The sequence below is a fragment of the Oceanisphaera sediminis genome, assembly GCF_039539745.1.
Lineage (GTDB): Bacteria > Pseudomonadota > Gammaproteobacteria > Enterobacterales > Aeromonadaceae > Oceanimonas > Oceanimonas sediminis.
On the sequence record NZ_BAABDS010000010.1, the window covers coordinates 33,275 to 49,683 of the forward strand.

Sequence of the window (16,409 nt, forward strand, 5' to 3'; positions counted from 1 at the left end):
TCATTTCAGTAATATTAATTATAAAGCCGGATTATGTGTAAATTAATGTATATATCGTTGCATTTTGCGAATGCCGCTTGCCGATTAAAAAAGATAAACTTTTTTATTGAAAGGTCATATTTCGAGGGTGATTTGACCTCTCTTTCATGCCTGAACATTGTTCCACGGGAACGGACGGTGGCAGGCTGAATCCTATCGTTGATTAAAGTCCGGAAATAGAATTTGGTTAAAAATGAAGCTGCTATTTTTTGGTCAAATGTGTTGATTTTTGTCTTTTTGGCAGTAAAATCTCCCGCCTTACCTGCGTAGAGGTGCATAACTTATCAGTAGATCAGCTCAGGGTGATGCCGTTTATCCTGATCGAAAGGAGGTTATGCCGAAGTCATGTCATTTATCCAATGGCCTGGCTGGGATCGGTGTCGAAAGGGCCGATACTGTCATGAATACTTATTCATGATGCGCTATAGCTGGGAAAGAGAAGACGATCTAGATATCGGCCTCCTGCTCCTGGTAGTTATGTTGTCAATTCAGAATCAGGTATTGCCGTGGAATCTCATCCTTTTATTCAGACCTTCTGGTCTCTGCTACCCCCCCTGCTGGCCATTGTGTTGGCTATTTTCACCCGTCGAGTGCTGTTGTCGCTGGGACTGGGAATCATCCTTGGCGCGCTGTTGTTACAGCAATTCAATCCCCTGACGGCCATCACGCATCTGGGGGGCAATATTACCGGTCTGTTCTGGTCCGACAATGCCGTTAATGAATGGAATGTTAATATATTGCTGTTTTTGCTGCTATTAGGTTGCATTATCAGCATGCTGAGTCGTACCGGTGCCACGCTGGCGTTTGCGGAATGGGCGCAGTCACGTATTAAAAACCGCCGACAGGCCAAGGTAATGACCGGGTTGCTGGTCTTTATCTTCTTTATCGATGATTATTTTCACAGTCTGTCGGTGGGTACCATCTGTCGGCCGGTGACGGATCGGTTTCATATTTCACGAGCCAAACTCGCCTATTTACTGGATTCGACGGCAGCTCCCATTTGCGTGCTGATGCCTATCTCTTCCTGGGGGGCTTATATCATCGCCCTGGTGGGGGGCATACTCGCCAGCCACGGCTTTACCGGACAAAGTGCGCTGAGTACTTTTCTGATGATGGGAGCAATGAATTTTTATGCCATTTTCACCCTGCTGATGGTGCTGCTGGTGATCCGGGGGGGTTGGGATCTGGGCGCCATGGCACGGCATGAACAACAGGCGATGAACGGCGAGCTGTTTGACAAGGCCAAAGGCACGCCGCCTGGCGTGGCCGACAGCAGTGTTACCGTGGGCCGCGTCGGCGATCTGTTGCTGGCAATTGGCACCCTGACGCTGGTGACGGTAGCGAGTTTGTTGCTGACCGGCGCGCAGGCGTTGGCCCAAAAGCAGATGGACTTTGCGCTGCTGGCGGCCCTTGAAAATACCAATGTGGGTCGGTCTCTGGTATTTGGTGGTATGGCGGGATTACTGGTTTGTGCCTTTGCCATGTTCAAGCACAAGGCATCTGCATCAGACTGGGGCCACACTCTCAAGGTCGGGCTCAAGGGGATGCTGCCGGCGATATATATTCTGTTGTTTGCCTGGACCATTGCCGGACTGATTGGCGAGCTGCAAACCGGTAAATACCTGGCGTCCTTGATCCAGCAAAATATTCCCTTGTTCATGCTGCCGGCCATTCTGTTTCTGCTGGCGGGAGTCATGGCCTTTGCTACGGGCACCAGTTGGGGAACCTTTGGCGTGATGCTACCCATTGCCGCCGATATGACCATGGCGATTGATGCATCCTTGCTGTTGCCGGGAATGTCGGCGGTCATGGCGGGGGCGGTATTTGGTGACCATTGTTCGCCTATTTCGGACACCACGATTCTGTCTTCTACCGGTGCCTCCTGTCACCATATCGATCATGTGATCACTCAGCTGCCTTACGCGCTCTCCATCGCCCTGGTCAGTGTTATTGGCTATCTGGCTCTCGGATACAGTGCCTCTGTGGGTATGGGGCTGCTGGCGGCGTTAGCCTGCTTTATGCTGGTGCTGGCAGGCTGGGCCTGGCAACAGCAGAGGGCTCATTGACAGGCTGTCCATTACGTTTAAAGAATACATAAAGACAGATAATCAAACAGGCCCGGTATCAAATGATACCGGGCCTGTTTGATGAACAGCTGCTGGTCGTTGTTTATCGAGGAGAGTGAATGCCGTTCAGGCGCTGACACCATTGCACCGCTTCTTCATAACACTGGCTGCTGGTGGCTTCACTCAGGCTAATGAAGTCCAGACGTTGCTGTAATCTTGGCCATTCCGCCTGTTCATGATCGTGCATCATGCTCATCAGAAAGCCAAGCTGCCCCTTGCGTTCAAGTAATGCCAGACTAACCGGCTCAGTAATCGATATATGCGGCAAAATTTCGGCCATGGGTCGTTCCAGCAGCGCATCCAGCAGAGAAAACAAGCCGCACATAAATGCGTCTTCCTGCAGCTCCGGGCACACCTTTTCAGCCAGCAGTTCACACCACTTTGCTCGAATCATCGATAACCGATAAAGTTCTATATTTTTGTTTTTACTGACATAAGCGGTCATTACCAGAGCAGTAAAGCGTCTAAGTTGCTGATGACCAAGATAAACAATGGCACTGCGCAGATTAGCAATGCTCTGATGACGATATCCGATATAAAGACTGTTGACATAACGCAGTAGATTATAGGTCAGCGACAGATCGCGGCTGAACAATTCGGTGAGTCGGTCATAATCAATATCGGTACCGTTGACGGTAGATAACAATTCGAAGGCGGTTATTTCATCGGTGGTCAGAATGCGCCGGCTGATGACCTGAGGCTGCTGAAAATAATAGCCCTGAAAGTAAGAGAATCCAGCCGCCTGGGCGTCGGCGAACTCTTGTTGCGTTTCCACTTTTTCGGCAATGAAGCTGAGTTGTGGATAACAATGGCAGCGTTTGATGAAACGGGCACAGTCGGCAATGGAAGTCTGACGTAAATCCAGTTTGATAAAATCCATCAGCGGCAGAAAGTCATCCCACTCGTCGTTTGGAATATGATCGTCGAGGGCAACCTTGAGTCCGAGTTTTTTAAGGTGTTTTACGCTGTCAAGCAGGGCCTGATCCGGGGTCGCATCTTCAAGAATTTCAATCACCAGCTTATGCTGATGAAAAGCATCTGCCATACCTTCGCGCAGCAAGGTGTCGGGAAAGTTCACGAAACACAATGAATCACCGACCAGATCCTCTATTTTCTGGCTTAAAAATTGTTCGGCCATCAAACGACGAGTCGCCAGTTCGGCTTCGATATCGGGAAAGCGATTATCAAGACCAAGACGGAATAACAGCTCATATCCCAACGGGTTACCCTGAGTATTCAGGATAGCTTGCCTGGCCACAAAACAGTGCATCGTAAAGCCCCGATATATTTATAGATAGCCGCCAAATATACAGGATGTGGTTTGCATTAACAAAGTCGTACCGGGAAAAAAGCGCCCGAACGGGCGCTTGATGACAGCATGTATTTACTGACATATCAGAAGAGGTAGTTCAGCTGTAAACCGAACAAATAGGCATCGCCGCCGGAAGTCATATCGTAATCTGTTCCGAATTTGCTCTCTTCCTGTTCTACGGCCACATTGCTACCATCCAGAAAGGCAAAGGCTGCATCGACACTCAGATTCTGGCTATAGGCGTAGGTGGCGCCCAGGCTGTACCAGGTGCGATCCACGTCGGGAATCGATATGGAACGAAATTCTTCAGGAACTGGCGATTTATCGTAGGCCAGGCCGCCGCGCAGCGTCCACCGATCGTTCAGCTGATGGGTGGCGCCCACGCTCATTCGCCAACTGTTTTCAAAGTTTTCGTCTTTTTGTATCAGCTCACCGCGCTGTGGGTTGGTCGCTTTGAGTTCCCTGAAGCTGCTCCACTCGGTCCACATGATGCCGTAGTGAATGGCCCAGTCGGATTGTACCTGATGAAAGCCGGAGACTTCGGCGATGGCCGGCAAGGTCAGATCCAGCTTGCCTGACACGCTTTGCCCATTAAGTCCGCCTACGGCTACTGGAAGTTGATCTGAATAGTTGCCTTCCAGCGTCAGGTCAACTTCAGAACGGTAGGTCAGCGCCCAGCGATTGTTGTCATCGGCTTCCAGCAGCAGGCCGATATTCCAGCCATAGCCCCAGTCGTCACCGGCAAGGTTGGCTACCTCTGTAGATCTGTTGACACCTAACCCGCCCAGAGCGGATGCACCTTTCTGACCTGCATAGCGAATAAACTCGGCATCGGCATACACGGCGTTAACACCGGCACCTAATGACACGTGCTCATTGGCCTTGAAGGCGATATTGGGGTTCAGGTTAATGGTTTCCAGCGAGGTTTTTCCGCCGATTTCACCGGCCGAAAACTCGGGAGAGTAAGAGGTTGCCAAGCCATAGTTGGTAAAGGCGCCAAAACCGGCCACCCATTGTTTGTTGATGGGGTGCACGTAGTAGAAGAACGGGACTACCGCATCGTCGGCAATATCGTTGGCCTGCTCGCCGGTTTCGTTATCGGTAACATCCACATCCGGATTGATGTAAATGGCGCCGGTCGACAGGGCTGGGCGGTCAAACAGCGTCATGGCGGCCGGGTTGCGGCCCAGTACAGCAGCGTTATCGCCGATGGCGCCTTCACCGGCGTAGGCGCGGCCAAGGCCGGTTGTATTCTGCTCCGCCAGCTGAAAAGCGGCGGAATGAGCTTGCCCTGCTACCACTGCAATGGAAGCGGCGAGCATGGACAATGTTAACGTCTTTTTGCTCATGGAAGACTCTCTCGTCATGATGATTTGGTTCGGGCGCCACTACGACCAGCGCAGTCGATAAGAGGTATGAACTCTTACCAGTTGGTAGAGTAAAAAGACGTAACTGAAAAGTAAAACGCTTGTTTATAAAAAAGGAGCCTGTCGGCTCCTTTTGTGAGGGCAATCAAAGATTAAAGCTCGGATTCCATGCGTCTGAAACCAAGCATCACGGTTTTAACGGGCGGAGTATCCAGCCGGCTGATCAGGATGCAGGCCAGGCCGCAGACCAGGAAGCCGGGGACGATTTCGTACAGGTCGAACAGACCACCAGTCAGCTGCTTCCAGCCGATGACGGTCAGGGCACCGAACACGATACCGGCAAGCGCCCCGTTGCGGGTAAGGCGTGGCCAGTACACCGACAGAATAATAACGGGGCCAAAGGCGGCACCAAAACCGGCCCAGGCATAACTGACCAGACCAAGTACGGTAGATTGCGGATCAAGCGCTATCAGCATGGAGCAGACCGCCACGCCCAGTACCGCAAATCGGCCTACCCATACCAGTTCGTTATCTCCGGCGGCAGGACGCAACCAGCGCTTGTAAAAGTCTTCGGTGATGGCGGAAGAACATACCAGCAGCTGGGAGTCGATGGTGCTCATGATGGCCGACATGATGGCGGCAATCAGCAAACCGGCCACCCAGGGGTTGAATACCGCATTGGCCAGTGCCAGAAACACGGTTTCCGGATTGTTCAGCGGGGCATCGGCAAAATAAACGGCGCCGGCCAGGCCCACACCCAAAGAGCCAATCAGTGACAGTAGCATCCAGCTCATGGCAATACGGCGAGACAAAGGTACGGATTTGGGCGAGTCGATGGCCATAAAGCGCGCCAGAATATGTGGCTGGCCAAAATAGCCCAGTCCCCAGGCCAGCAGGCTGATGCCGCTGAGGAGCGAAAAGTCGTGGAACAAATCCAGTTTGGACTCGTCCATGCTGTTCAGGGTGGTCAGGGTCTGATCGATGCCGCCCAGCTCGTTCATCACCGCCCAGGGCAAGGCAATCAGTGCCAACAACATCAATATGCCCTGGAAAAAGTCGGTCCAGGATACCGCCAGAAAGCCGCCCATAAAGGTATAAGCCACGATGACGCCACCACCGATAATCAGGGCGGTGAGGTAGGGCAGGCCAAAGACTTTTTCAAACAGAATGGCGCCACCCACCAGGCCGGAGGCAGTATAGAAAATAAAGAACACCAGTATGGTAATGGCGGCAACAACGCGGAGCAGGCCGCTGTGATCGGCCAGGCGATTTTCCAGAAAATCGGGCAGGGTAAGAGAGTCGTTGGCCTGTTCGGTATACACCCGCAGTCGTTTGGCCACGAACAGCCAGTTCAACCAGGCGCCCAACACCAGACCGATGCCAATCCATGCCTGATTGATGCCATAAAGATAGACGGCACCGGGCAAACCGAGTAATAACCAGCCGCTCATGTCGGAGGCGCCCACGCTCAGTGCCGCCACGCCAGGGCCCAGACGGCGTCCGCCCAGAATATAATCACTCAGTGAACTGGTGGCTTTATAGGCCACCAGGCCGATAAGCATGGTCAGCAGCAGATAGCCGACAAAGGTAATCAGAATAGGGAGTTCTATGGTCATAAGCGGGTTCCTGTTGTTCCGAACAGCATGTTCGCCTTCCGTGTGGGCGAAGTCAGCAAATGTTACATCATAAAACCGAATAACTCCCGATTCCTGTAACCTTATGGTGGAATAGCATAATAAATAGACAGGTTTCACATAGAACTGTCTGATGATACCAAACTGATTAACTAACTGATCTATTCGGTGCTCTGCAAAGGTCGGACAAATGGCCCGCTCCTCCGACACGCCGTGAACCCATCCATGGGGGCTCCACCGCGCCATCCCTGGCGCGGAGGGTCGGCGGAGCAGATCCCTTTATCCTCTCTGATGCCAAGGAGTTGCCTGTTGGTGTTGTTTACAGGCAGCTCGGTGCTCGGGTTTAAAAATGATCAGATCTTTATTCAAATTGGTATTAAATGTGAGTTTATTGCAAAAGAAAAAGGGCCGGAGTCAATTTGGAATTCAGTATTCCGAAAAAATTGACTCCGACCCCTTTTATCCACATCTGCTGTGGTTATATCGCTCTTTTAAGCGAGGCCTTTATCTTGCTGGCCATCTTGCCGACATCTTCTTCCAGCTCGCTGACCACCACCAGGCGGTTGAGGGTCATGGGAATGACCTCACCGTGGTATTGAGCACCGGAGAAGCTGTTGACCAGTTGCAAGGCTCGGTCGGCCGGCACAATGAATACGTGCACCCTGTCGTGCTCTCCCTGGATCACCAGGTGCGCCGCCGGCCCGCCGGCAAACATGCAGTGGTTGGCGTAATACACCTTGCCTACACCGCTCATGTCGTTGATGCGGGTACCGTAAGGCGCTAATTTGGCATTGATGGTGGTCAGGCTGACTTCTTCATCCACATAATGGGTAAAGGGCATTTCAAACTGTACGTGATGCATGGCCACACTGGCGACTGATGGCGCCAGATTATCTGCTCCTGCCGTCAGGGGAAGAAAGCGGGTAGAAAAACCCAGCACGAAGGTGACGGAAGCGGCGAGTGCCAGATGGCGCCAACCGAAGCCTTTTGATTGCTCCGGTTGACGCAAAAGGTGCGACAGCATCAGCTTGTCGGGCAGGGCAGAAGGCACCGGCTCCTGCAGTGCGTGGGCCAGTTTGTGATTGAAATCCTTGATTTCACTCACAAACTGTCGGTTACCGGCATTGGCGGTTGAGGCACTAATAAAGTCAGAACTCGTGTCGTTGGGATCGGCATAAGCCCGACGTCTGAACTCCAGGTCATCCATTGCTTTGGCCTCGCGACGATTTATCTTGGTCCATGGCCTCTTTCAGCTTGTTGCGGGCACGAAAGAGACGGGTCATTACGGTGTTCTTGTTCAATTCCAGTATCTCGGCTATTTCTTCACCACTGAAACCGCCCAGTACCTGCAGTAACAGTGGTTCGCGATATTCTTCAGCCAGCTCGGCAATATGCCGACGCAGCCATTCGGTTTCCATATCCTGCTCCGGCCCCGGGCTTTGCTTGTCGGGTACCGGCACGCTGTCAAGATCGACCAGGTCGAACTGTTTGCGCTCGAAACGGCGGGCATTTTCTCGCCGTAATATGGTAATCAGCCATGCCTTGGCGGCTTTTTCGTCTTTCAGACTGTCCAGTGCTTTCCAGGCACGCAAAAACGTCTCTTGTACCAGATCCTCGGCTACCTGCCGGTCATGACACAACCAGAAAGCATAACGAAACAGGTCGCCATGCAAGGTATACACCAGCGCTTCATAGCGCTTTTGTTTTATTACCATGCTTTTAGAGACCGCATCCGGCTTGGTCTTCTTTCGCCCGAATAAAGAAATCATTGTTCACCGTTCAAATAGGGTGGCTAAATTCAGTCTACTCACTCTTAAAGTCTGGTGCGAGTAATGTTGATCACGAACTGTGGGGTTAACGAAGCTGAGGTTGCCGTAATAACGTCATTGTCATGACAGATATACCATTATTTGTTGCCTATCAATATTTTCAATCAGCTGTTTTAAACCGGTAATGCCATTGTTAGTATACCGGTGAGGTCAGACCTGTTTTGGGTCAGGTTTATCACCTGAAGCCAGTCACTGATGGCCCATACCTGGTGGCTGACAACTTACGGCTGATAACTTACTGCCGATGAACAAGGAGCGTACATGTCGCCGACGAATCCACTCATTACCCGCCATGGCGACCGGATCGCCATTGTTTCCGGGCTAAGAACGCCATTCGCCCGTCAGTCCACCGCCTTGCGTGGCATACCGGCACTGGAACTGGGCACCATGGTGGTGAACGAGCTGCTGGCACGTACGCCGATGGCTGCGAGTGAGGTGCAGCAACTGGTGTTCGGCCAGGTGATCCAAATGCCCAAGGCGCCCAACATTGCCCGGGAAATCGTGCTGGGCACCGCACTGCCGGTCGGCACCGACGCCTACAGCGTCACCCGCGCCTGCGCCACCAGCTTTCAGGCGGTGTCCAGCCTGGCGGAGTCGATGCTGGCGGGGCAGGTGCAGGTGGGCATTGCCGGTGGCGCCGACTCTGCTTCCGTGTTGCCTATCGGGGTGTCGACGCCACTGGCCGAGGCCTTGCTGGATTTGAGTAAGGCCCGCTCTTTTGGCGCCAAACTGGCGATACTGCGGGGTCTAAAGCTCAAGGATCTGGCCCCGGTGCCGCCGGCGGTGGCGGAATATTCCACCGGTCTGTCGATGGGTCAGACCGCCGAGCAGATGGCCAAGAGTCACGGCATCGGCCGACAGGCCCAGGATGAACTGGCACATCGCTCTCATCAACTGGCCACCGGCGCCTGGCAGCGGGGGGAGCTGGATGCTGAGGTGATGGCGGCCTATGTACCGCCGTTCAAGGCCGCCTTTGAGCAGGATAATAATATCCGCACCGAATCCAGCCTGGCCGATTACGGCAAACTCAAGCCGGCCTTCGACCGCCGCCATGGCACCGTGACCGCCGCCAACAGCACGCCGCTGACCGACGGTGCCGCCGCGGTACTGATGATGACCGAAAGTCGGGCGAAAGAGCTGGGCCTGCAGCCGCTCGGCTACCTGCGCAGTTATGCCTATTCGGCAATAGAGGTACGCCACGACATGCTGCTGGGCCCGGCCTACGCCACCCCCATGGCGTTGGAGCGCGCCGGCTGCACCCTGGCGGACATGGATCTGATTGACATGCACGAGGCCTTCGCCGCCCAGACCCTGGCCAACCTCAAGATGTTTGCCAGCACCACCTTTGCCGAGCGTGAGCTCAACCGCTCCCGGGCCATTGGCGAAGTGGACATGAGCAAGTTCAATGTATTGGGAGGCTCTCTGGCCTATGGTCATCCCTTTGCCGCCACCGGCGCCCGTATGATCACCCAAACCCTGAGAGCGCTTAACCGCCGTGGTGGCGGCCTGGCGCTGACCACCGCCTGCGCCGCCGGCGGTCTGGGGGTGGCCATGGTACTGGAGGCCGCACAATGAGCGACGTTATGACCGAGACAGGAACCGAGCAGATGACTTCTTCCACCTTTACCCTGCGTATTGAGGACGGCATTGGCATCATCACCATGGACGTACCGGGCGAGCGCATGAATACGCTGCGTGCCAGCTTTGTTGACGAAATACAGGCGCTGCTGACCGATATTAGCGCCGACAACAATATCAAGGGGCTGGTGCTGTGCTCGGGCAAACCCGACTCCTTCATTGCCGGCGCCGATGTCCGCATGCTGGATGAATGCGAAACCGCCAAACAGGCCGAAGCGCTGGCCCGGGCCGGGCAGCAGATATTCAACCGGCTGGAAGCGCTTGAGATACCCTTGATTGCCGCCATTCACGGCGCTTGTTTGGGGGGCGGGCTGGAGCTGGCGCTGGCCTGTCATGGCCGGGTGTGCAGTGACGACGACAAAACCCGCCTGGGGTTGCCGGAAGTGCAATTGGGGCTTATTCCCGGCTCCGGCGGTACCCAGCGGCTGCCTCGCCTGGTTGGGCTGACCCGGGCGCTGGACATGATGCTGACCGGCAAGCAGTTGCGAGCCAGGCAGGCGCTGAAAGCCGGGCTGGTGGACGACATGGTACCCCACAGCATACTGCTTCAAACGGCCATCGAGCTGGCGCGCCAGGGCAAGCCGAAGCGCACCCGTAAAAAAGACATGAAAACCCTGCTGCTTGCAGCCAATCCTCTTGGCCGCAAGCTGGTGTTCGACAAGGCGCTCAGTACCCTGCGCCATAAAACCCGCGGCAAGTACCCGGCGCCGGAACGTTTGCTGGCGGTGGTGCGTACCGGTTACGATCAGGACATGAGCAAGGGCTTGGCCGCCGAAGCACAAGCCTTTGGCGAGCTGGTGATGAGCCCCGAATCGGCGGCCTTGCGTCAGCTGTTTTTCGCCACCACCGAAATGAAGAAAGAAACCCGCTGGCAGGGCGAAGCGCCAAACCGGCTTGCCCGCATCGGCATGCTGGGCGGCGGCCTCATGGGCGGTGGCATCGCCTTCGTTACCGCCACCAAGGCCGGACTACCGGTGCGCATCAAGGACATTTCCCATCCGGGCATCAATCAGGCCATGGCCAATGCTCACGGTTTGCTGGCGCCGAAGGTGAAGAAGAAACAGCTGCGGGACACGCAAATGCAACAGCAGCTGGCGCGGATCACCGGCACCCTGGATTACAGCGGCTTCGAGCGCGTCGATCTGGTGGTAGAGGCGGTGTTTGAGGATCTGGAGGTCAAGCGGCAGATGGTGGCCGAGGTGGAGGCGAACTGCCCGGCACACACCATCTTTGCCAGCAATACTTCGTCGCTGCCCATTCATCAGATCGCCGACGGCGCCGCCCGGCCCGGGCAGGTGGTGGGGCTGCATTACTTCAGCCCGGTGCACAAGATGCCGCTGGCGGAAGTCATTCCCCATGCGGGTACCAGCCCTACTACCGTGGCCACGGCGCTGAAGCTGGCCCGTGCCCAGGGCAAGACGCCCATCGTGGTGCAGGACACGGCCGGTTTTTACGTGAACCGCATTCTGGCGCCCTATCTCAACGAGGCGGCGCGGCTGCTGCTGGAAGGCGAGCCGATAGAAGCGATCGACCGGGCGCTGCTGGATTACGGTTTTCCGGTAGGTCCTTTTACCTTGCTGGACGAAGTGGGCATCGATGTGGCCGCCAAAATCTCGCCCATTCTGGTGCGAGAGCTGGGTGAACGTTTCACCGCCCCCGATGCATTTGGCACGCTGCTGCAAGACAAACGCCATGGCAAGAAGAATGGCCGTGGTTTTTATCGTCATGACAAGAAAGGCAAGCACAAGCCGGTGGACGACAGCCTGTACCCGCTGCTGGGCATCAAGCCCCGGCACCGATTGCCGGCCCAGGATCTGGCCGAGCGCTGCGTACTGTTGATGCTGAACGAGGCGGCGCTGGCGCTGGACGAGAGTGTGATTGCCTCGGCCCGGGACGGCGATATCGGCGCTGTCTTCGGCATCGGCTTCCCGCCCTTCAGCGGCGGTCCCTTCTTTTACATGCACCAGCAGGGCATTCAAGTCGTGGTGGATAAAATGGAAGAATACGCCCGCAAATACGGCCAGCGCTTTGCGCCCTGTGAGCCATTGCAGAAGCTGGCGGAAAGCGGTGAAAGTTATTACTGAAAAAGCGGTGAGCGGCCAATTGTGGCGCCGCTTTGCTCCCTCCCCTTGGCTTTGGATTGGCAGAGCGCCAGCGGAGTGCAAGGCAAGGGGAGGGCTGGGGAGGGGTTGCTGCAGAATATTGGCAGGTTCGGCGATCTGGTCAACTGCGACACCCCCACCCGACCTCCCCCTGGCGAGAGCCTTGAGTTGTGCCTGTTGGTCCGCTGCCAAGGGGGAGGGGCAGTTCGCTGCCGATGGCAAGTTCGACGCCGCTTCAGCCGGTGCAAACCGTCAGATAACGTCAGCCCCACAGATATAACGCCAGTCCTGCAACCAGGGGGTTGTCTTTAACTTAACGCTGACCGCTTATGGCTTACGGCTTTGTTTTCCTCCAGCCCTTGAAATCCTCCCGGCCAGCCCCATCTTTCTGTACATAAGTCAAACCCAAGCAAGGAACATGAAGATGTCAGAAGCTGTGCATACCGAAACTCATGGTTTTCAAACCGAAGTCAAACAACTGCTCAACCTGATGGCCCATAGCCTCTATTCCAACAAAGAGGTGTTTCTGCGCGAGCTGGTGTCCAACGCCGCCGATGCCGCCGACAAGCTGCGCTTCAAGGCGCTTTCTGACAGCGCCCTCTATGAAGCGGACGGCAACCTGCGGGTGCGGCTGGTACTGGACAAAGACAACAAGACCCTGACCATCTCCGATAACGGCATCGGCATGAGCCGTGACGAGGTGATCGAGCACCTGGGCACCATCGCCAAGTCCGGCACCAAGGCCTTTTTCGGTCAGCTGTCGGGTGATCAGGCCAAGGACTCCCAGCTGATCGGTCAGTTCGGTGTGGGTTTCTACTCCGCCTTTATCGTGGCCGACAAGGTTACCGTGCTCAGCCGCGCCGCCGGCCAGCCTACCGACCGGGGCGTGCGTTGGGAGTCCGACGGTGACGGCAGCTTCACCGTGGCCGACATCGACAAGCCGGGCCGCGGCACCGACGTGATACTGCACTTGCGTGAAAGCGAAGAAGAATTTCTCGACGACTGGCGTCTGCGCAGCATCATCGGCAAATATTCCGATCACATCAGCATCGCCGTGGAAATGTGGAAAGACGGCGAGCCCGAGCAAACCGACGAAGACGGCACCGTTACCTCTGCCGCCACCGAAGGCGAGTGGGAGCAGGTCAACAAGGCCACCGCCCTGTGGACCCGCTCCAAGGGTGAGGTGAGCGACGAAGAATACCAGGAATTCTACAAGCACATTTCCCACGACTGGCAGGACGCCCTGACCTGGAGTCACAACAAGGTAGAAGGCAACCAGGAATACACCAGCCTGCTGTATGTGCCGGCCAAGGCACCGTTCGACATGTGGAACCGGGACCAGAGTCACGGCCTCAAGCTGTATGTGCAGCGGGTGTTTATCATGGATGACGCCGAGCAGTTTATGCCAACATACTTGCGGTTTGTGAAAGGCGTGCTCGACTCCAACGATCTGCCGCTGAACGTATCGCGCGAAATCCTGCAGGACAACAAGATCACCGCCCAGCTGCGCAAGGCCTGCAGCAAGCGGGTGCTGACCATGCTGGAGCAGATGGCGAAGAACGACGTCGACAAATACCAGGGCTTCTGGAAAGAATTCGGCAACGTGCTGAAAGAAGGCCCGGCCGAAGACTACGGCAACCGCGAGCAAATCGCCGGTCTGCTGCGCTTTGCCAGCACCCACAACGACGCCGACGCGCAAACCGTGTCGCTGGAAGACTATCTCGGCCGCATGAAGGAAGGTCAGGACAAGATCTACTACATCACCGCCGACAGCTATGCCGCCGCCAGTCACAGCCCGCACCTGGAAATCTTCAAGAAGAAGGGCATCGAGGTGCTGCTGATGTGGGAGCGGGTAGACGAGTGGCTGATGAACCACCTGAGCGACTTCAAGGACAAGCAGTTCGTGTCCGTCACCAAGGGCGAACTGGATCTGGGCGAGCTGGACGACGAAGAAACCAAAAAGGCCCAGGAAGAAGCCAAGGAAGCCCTGAAGCCGCTGTTGGAGCGGGTGCAGACTGCCCTGGGCGAAGAGGTGAAGGAAGTGCGTCTGACCCATCGTCTGACCAGCACGCCTTCTTGTGTGGTCGCCGGTGAGCACGACATGAGTACCCAGATGATCAAGCTGATGCGCTCTGCCGGTCAGCCGGTGCCGGAGCAGAAGTACATTCTGGAGCTGAACCCCGAGCACACCTTGGTGAAAAAACTGGAAACCCTGGCAGAAGGCGACCAGTTCAACGAGTGGTCCCAGCTGCTGCTGGAGCAGGCTCAGCTGGCCGAGCAGGGCGGTCTGAAAGATCCCGCCGCCTTCGTGGCGCGCATCAACCGTCTGTTGCTGGGTTAATCTTCCCTGTGGAATAACCAAAAAACCCGGCCAGGTGCCGGGTTTTTTATTGGCTGATCCAAACCCATTTGGCAGCTTCTGCTAACGATAAATGACGTTGTTGTTAAATGAGTTCGGTAAAAATACGAGTTTTCTGTTGTTCTCTCACACGGCACACCTTGCCGCCCACTTTTTCACGTTTTTTCCTTTGCCTAATATCATCAATAGGTCTAACAGAGCCCTGCTGTTACTTGTCCCCGTGCCGGTGTCATGACACAATTGTGACCCAAATCGTGAATTACTAATCAAGAAGAGGACGCTGTTATGCGCATCGTTTTGTTGGGTGCTCCGGGCGCGGGCAAGGGAACGCAGGCTCAGTTCATCATGGAGAAGTTCGGCATTCCACAAATCTCCACCGGTGACATGCTGCGTGCCGCTATCAAGGCCGGCACTCCGCTTGGTTTGAAGGCGAAAGAAGTCATGGATCAGGGCCAGTTGGTATCCGACGATCTGATCATCGGCCTGGTCAAGGAGCGCATCAGTCAGGACGATTGCGCCAAGGGCTTCTTGCTCGACGGCTTTCCGCGCACCATTCCCCAGGCCGATGCCATGAAGGAAGCCGGAGTAGCGGTAGACTACGTGCTGGAATTTGCCGTACCGGACGAAGAAATCGTCAAGCGCATGAGCGGTCGTCGCGTGCACTCGGGCTCCGGTCGCGTGTATCACCTGATCTACAATCCGCCGAAGGTGGAAGGTAAAGACGATGTCACCGGCGAAGATCTGGCGATTCGTGCCGACGATGAAGAAGGCACGGTACGCAAGCGTCTGGCCGTCTATCACGAGCAGACGGCGCCGCTCATCGAATACTACAAGCAAGCCGCCGAAGCCGGCCAGACTCGCCACTATAAAGTGGATGGCACCCAGTCTGTTGACACCGTCAGCAAACAATTGGCCGAGATCCTGTCTTAAGGTCATTGCTACCAACCGGGCGCGTCTTGCGCCCGGTTTTTTTTCCGCTTTTTCTCCGCTTTCCCTCCGTTTTTTTTCAGATATGGATAACAAAGTGAAAACAGGCGTTTTACTGGTTAACCTGGGTACTCCTACCGCTCCCACCGCCAAGGCGGTAAAAACTTTCCTCGGTCAGTTTCTGCATGATTATCGCGTCGTCGATATTCCCAGAATGCTCTGGTGCCCGCTGTTGCACGGCATTATTCTGCCGTTTCGTTCTCCCAAGGTCGCCAAGCTGTATCAGTCTATCTGGTGGGAAGAGGGCTCGCCGCTGATGGTGGTCAGTCGTCGTCAGCAGGCGGGTTTGAGTGCCGCCTTGCAGGAGGCGGGTATCGACATGCCGGTGGCCCTAGGCATGAGCTACGGCGAGCCGTCGATGGCGACCGCCTGGCAGGAGCTGAAAGATCAGGGGGTTGACCGGGTCATACTGTTGCCCATGTATCCGCAGTATTCGGTGAGTACCACCGCCTCGGTGTTCGACAGCTGGGCCCGGCTGATGAAAAGCGAGCGGCGACTGCCGGCGTTCCGCTTTATTCATGATTATCATGACAGCCACGGCTATATTCAGGCACTGGCGGAGTCGGTACGCGAGCACTGGGAAGCCGAGGGTCGCACCGATCTACTGCTGTTGTCTTACCACGGCATTCCCAAGCGCTTCGAAGACGAAGGCGACCCCTATGGCCACCAGTGCCATCGCACCTCCGAGTTGCTGGCCGCCGAGCTTGGGCTGGAGCGCCATGAATGGCGTACCACCTTTCAGTCTCGTTTTGGCCGCGAGCCCTGGCTGCAGCCTTACACCGACGAAACCATGAAGGCGCTGCCGGGCGAAGGCATCAAGAGCGTGAGCGTGATCTGCCCCGCCTTTTCGGCCGATTGCCTCGAAACGCTGGAGGAAATTGCCGAGCAGAACAAAGAGATCTTCATGGAAGCCGGTGGTGAGGCCTATCACTATATTCCCGCATTGAATGACAACCCGGCCCATATTCGCATGATGATGGATCTGGTCTGCCGCGAGCTGGCATAACGGCACTTTG

At 55.6% G+C, this 16,409-nt stretch carries 11 protein-coding genes and 1 riboswitch; of the genes, 6 read left to right on the forward strand and 5 right to left on the reverse strand.

The genetic code is table 11. The annotated features are described in order from the left end of the window. Nucleotides 1-298: 298 nt before the first annotated feature. A riboswitch (Lysine riboswitch) is annotated at nucleotides 299-472 on the forward strand. 73 nt (nucleotides 473-545) lie between these two features. Further along, entirely contained in the window at nucleotides 546-2,105 is a 1,560-nt protein-coding gene (locus tag ABD827_RS03975; RefSeq protein ID WP_344962554.1) for a Na+/H+ antiporter NhaC family protein, read from the forward strand. A 103-nt stretch (nucleotides 2,106-2,208) separates the two neighbouring features. Here the strand turns inward: ABD827_RS03975 and ABD827_RS03980 are convergent, their stop codons facing one another. The 5 genes from ABD827_RS03980 to ABD827_RS04000 form a co-directional block, all read right to left on the reverse strand. Next, nucleotides 2,209-3,435 carry an EAL and HDOD domain-containing protein gene (locus ABD827_RS03980; RefSeq protein WP_344962556.1) on the reverse strand — a complete coding sequence of 409 codons (1,227 nt, stop codon included), beginning with the start codon at nucleotides 3,433-3,435 and terminating at the stop codon, nucleotides 2,209-2,211. A gap of 125 nt (nucleotides 3,436-3,560) precedes the next feature. After that, nucleotides 3,561-4,826 carry an outer membrane protein transport protein gene (locus ABD827_RS03985; RefSeq protein WP_344962558.1) on the reverse strand — a complete coding sequence of 422 codons (1,266 nt, stop codon included), beginning with the start codon at nucleotides 4,824-4,826 and terminating at the stop codon, nucleotides 3,561-3,563. 170 nt (nucleotides 4,827-4,996) lie between these two features. Beyond that, a complete protein-coding gene (putP, locus tag ABD827_RS03990; protein ID WP_344962560.1) occupies nucleotides 4,997-6,460 on the reverse strand; it encodes a sodium/proline symporter PutP in 1,464 nt (487 codons plus the stop codon). A gap of 496 nt (nucleotides 6,461-6,956) precedes the next feature. Continuing rightward, entirely contained in the window at nucleotides 6,957-7,685 is a 729-nt protein-coding gene (locus ABD827_RS03995) for a DUF3379 domain-containing protein (protein ID WP_298716430.1), read from the reverse strand. Continuing rightward, nucleotides 7,678-8,193 (reverse strand): sigma-70 family RNA polymerase sigma factor, encoded by a 516-nt coding sequence (locus tag ABD827_RS04000; protein ID WP_298716432.1) that lies wholly within the window; start codon nucleotides 8,191-8,193, stop codon nucleotides 7,678-7,680. The genes ABD827_RS03995 and ABD827_RS04000 overlap by 8 nt, the downstream gene beginning before the upstream one ends. A 375-nt stretch (nucleotides 8,194-8,568) precedes the next feature. Between ABD827_RS04000 and fadI the strand changes: the two genes are divergently transcribed. The 5 genes from fadI to hemH all read left to right on the forward strand — a co-directional run bounded on the left by fadI (nucleotide 8,569) and on the right by hemH (nucleotide 16,399). Next, nucleotides 8,569-9,882, forward strand: coding sequence for an acetyl-CoA C-acyltransferase FadI (gene fadI / locus ABD827_RS04005; protein WP_344962564.1), 1,314 nt, complete (start codon nucleotides 8,569-8,571; stop codon nucleotides 9,880-9,882). A gap of 32 nt (nucleotides 9,883-9,914) precedes the next feature. Further along, nucleotides 9,915-12,029 carry a fatty acid oxidation complex subunit alpha FadJ gene (fadJ, locus tag ABD827_RS04010; RefSeq protein ID WP_344963002.1) on the forward strand — a complete coding sequence of 705 codons (2,115 nt, stop codon included), beginning with the start codon at nucleotides 9,915-9,917 and terminating at the stop codon, nucleotides 12,027-12,029. Between the two features lie 442 nt (nucleotides 12,030-12,471). Beyond that, nucleotides 12,472-14,388: a molecular chaperone HtpG gene (gene htpG / locus ABD827_RS04015; RefSeq protein WP_344962567.1), complete on the forward strand. Its 1,917-nt coding sequence runs from the start codon at nucleotides 12,472-12,474 to the stop codon at nucleotides 14,386-14,388. Nucleotides 14,389-14,691: 303 nt separating this feature from the next. Next, a complete protein-coding gene (adk, locus tag ABD827_RS04020; RefSeq protein WP_298716438.1) occupies nucleotides 14,692-15,336 on the forward strand; it encodes an adenylate kinase in 645 nt (214 codons plus the stop codon). 94 nt (nucleotides 15,337-15,430) lie between these two features. Beyond that, a complete protein-coding gene (hemH, locus tag ABD827_RS04025; RefSeq protein WP_344962569.1) occupies nucleotides 15,431-16,399 on the forward strand; it encodes a ferrochelatase in 969 nt (322 codons plus the stop codon). The last annotated feature ends 10 nt before the right edge of the window (nucleotides 16,400-16,409 follow it).

Coding starts and splice junctions, on each gene's coding strand:
- ABD827_RS03980 (WP_344962556.1), bottom strand. CDS start 3,435: ATGCACTGTTTTGTGGCCAGGCAAGCTATCCTGAATACTCAGGGTAAC.
- ABD827_RS03985 (WP_344962558.1), bottom strand. CDS start 4,826: ATGAGCAAAAAGACGTTAACATTGTCCATGCTCGCCGCTTCCATTGCA.
- putP (WP_344962560.1), bottom strand. CDS start 6,460: ATGACCATAGAACTCCCTATTCTGATTACCTTTGTCGGCTATCTGCTG.
- ABD827_RS03995 (WP_298716430.1), bottom strand. CDS start 7,685: ATGGATGACCTGGAGTTCAGACGTCGGGCTTATGCCGATCCCAACGAC.
- ABD827_RS04000 (WP_298716432.1), bottom strand. CDS start 8,193: ATGGTAATAAAACAAAAGCGCTATGAAGCGCTGGTGTATACCTTGCAT.
- fadI (WP_344962564.1), top strand. CDS start 8,569: ATGTCGCCGACGAATCCACTCATTACCCGCCATGGCGACCGGATCGCC.
- fadJ (WP_344963002.1), top strand. CDS start 9,915: ATGACTTCTTCCACCTTTACCCTGCGTATTGAGGACGGCATTGGCATC.
- htpG (WP_344962567.1), top strand. CDS start 12,472: ATGTCAGAAGCTGTGCATACCGAAACTCATGGTTTTCAAACCGAAGTC.
- adk (WP_298716438.1), top strand. CDS start 14,692: ATGCGCATCGTTTTGTTGGGTGCTCCGGGCGCGGGCAAGGGAACGCAG.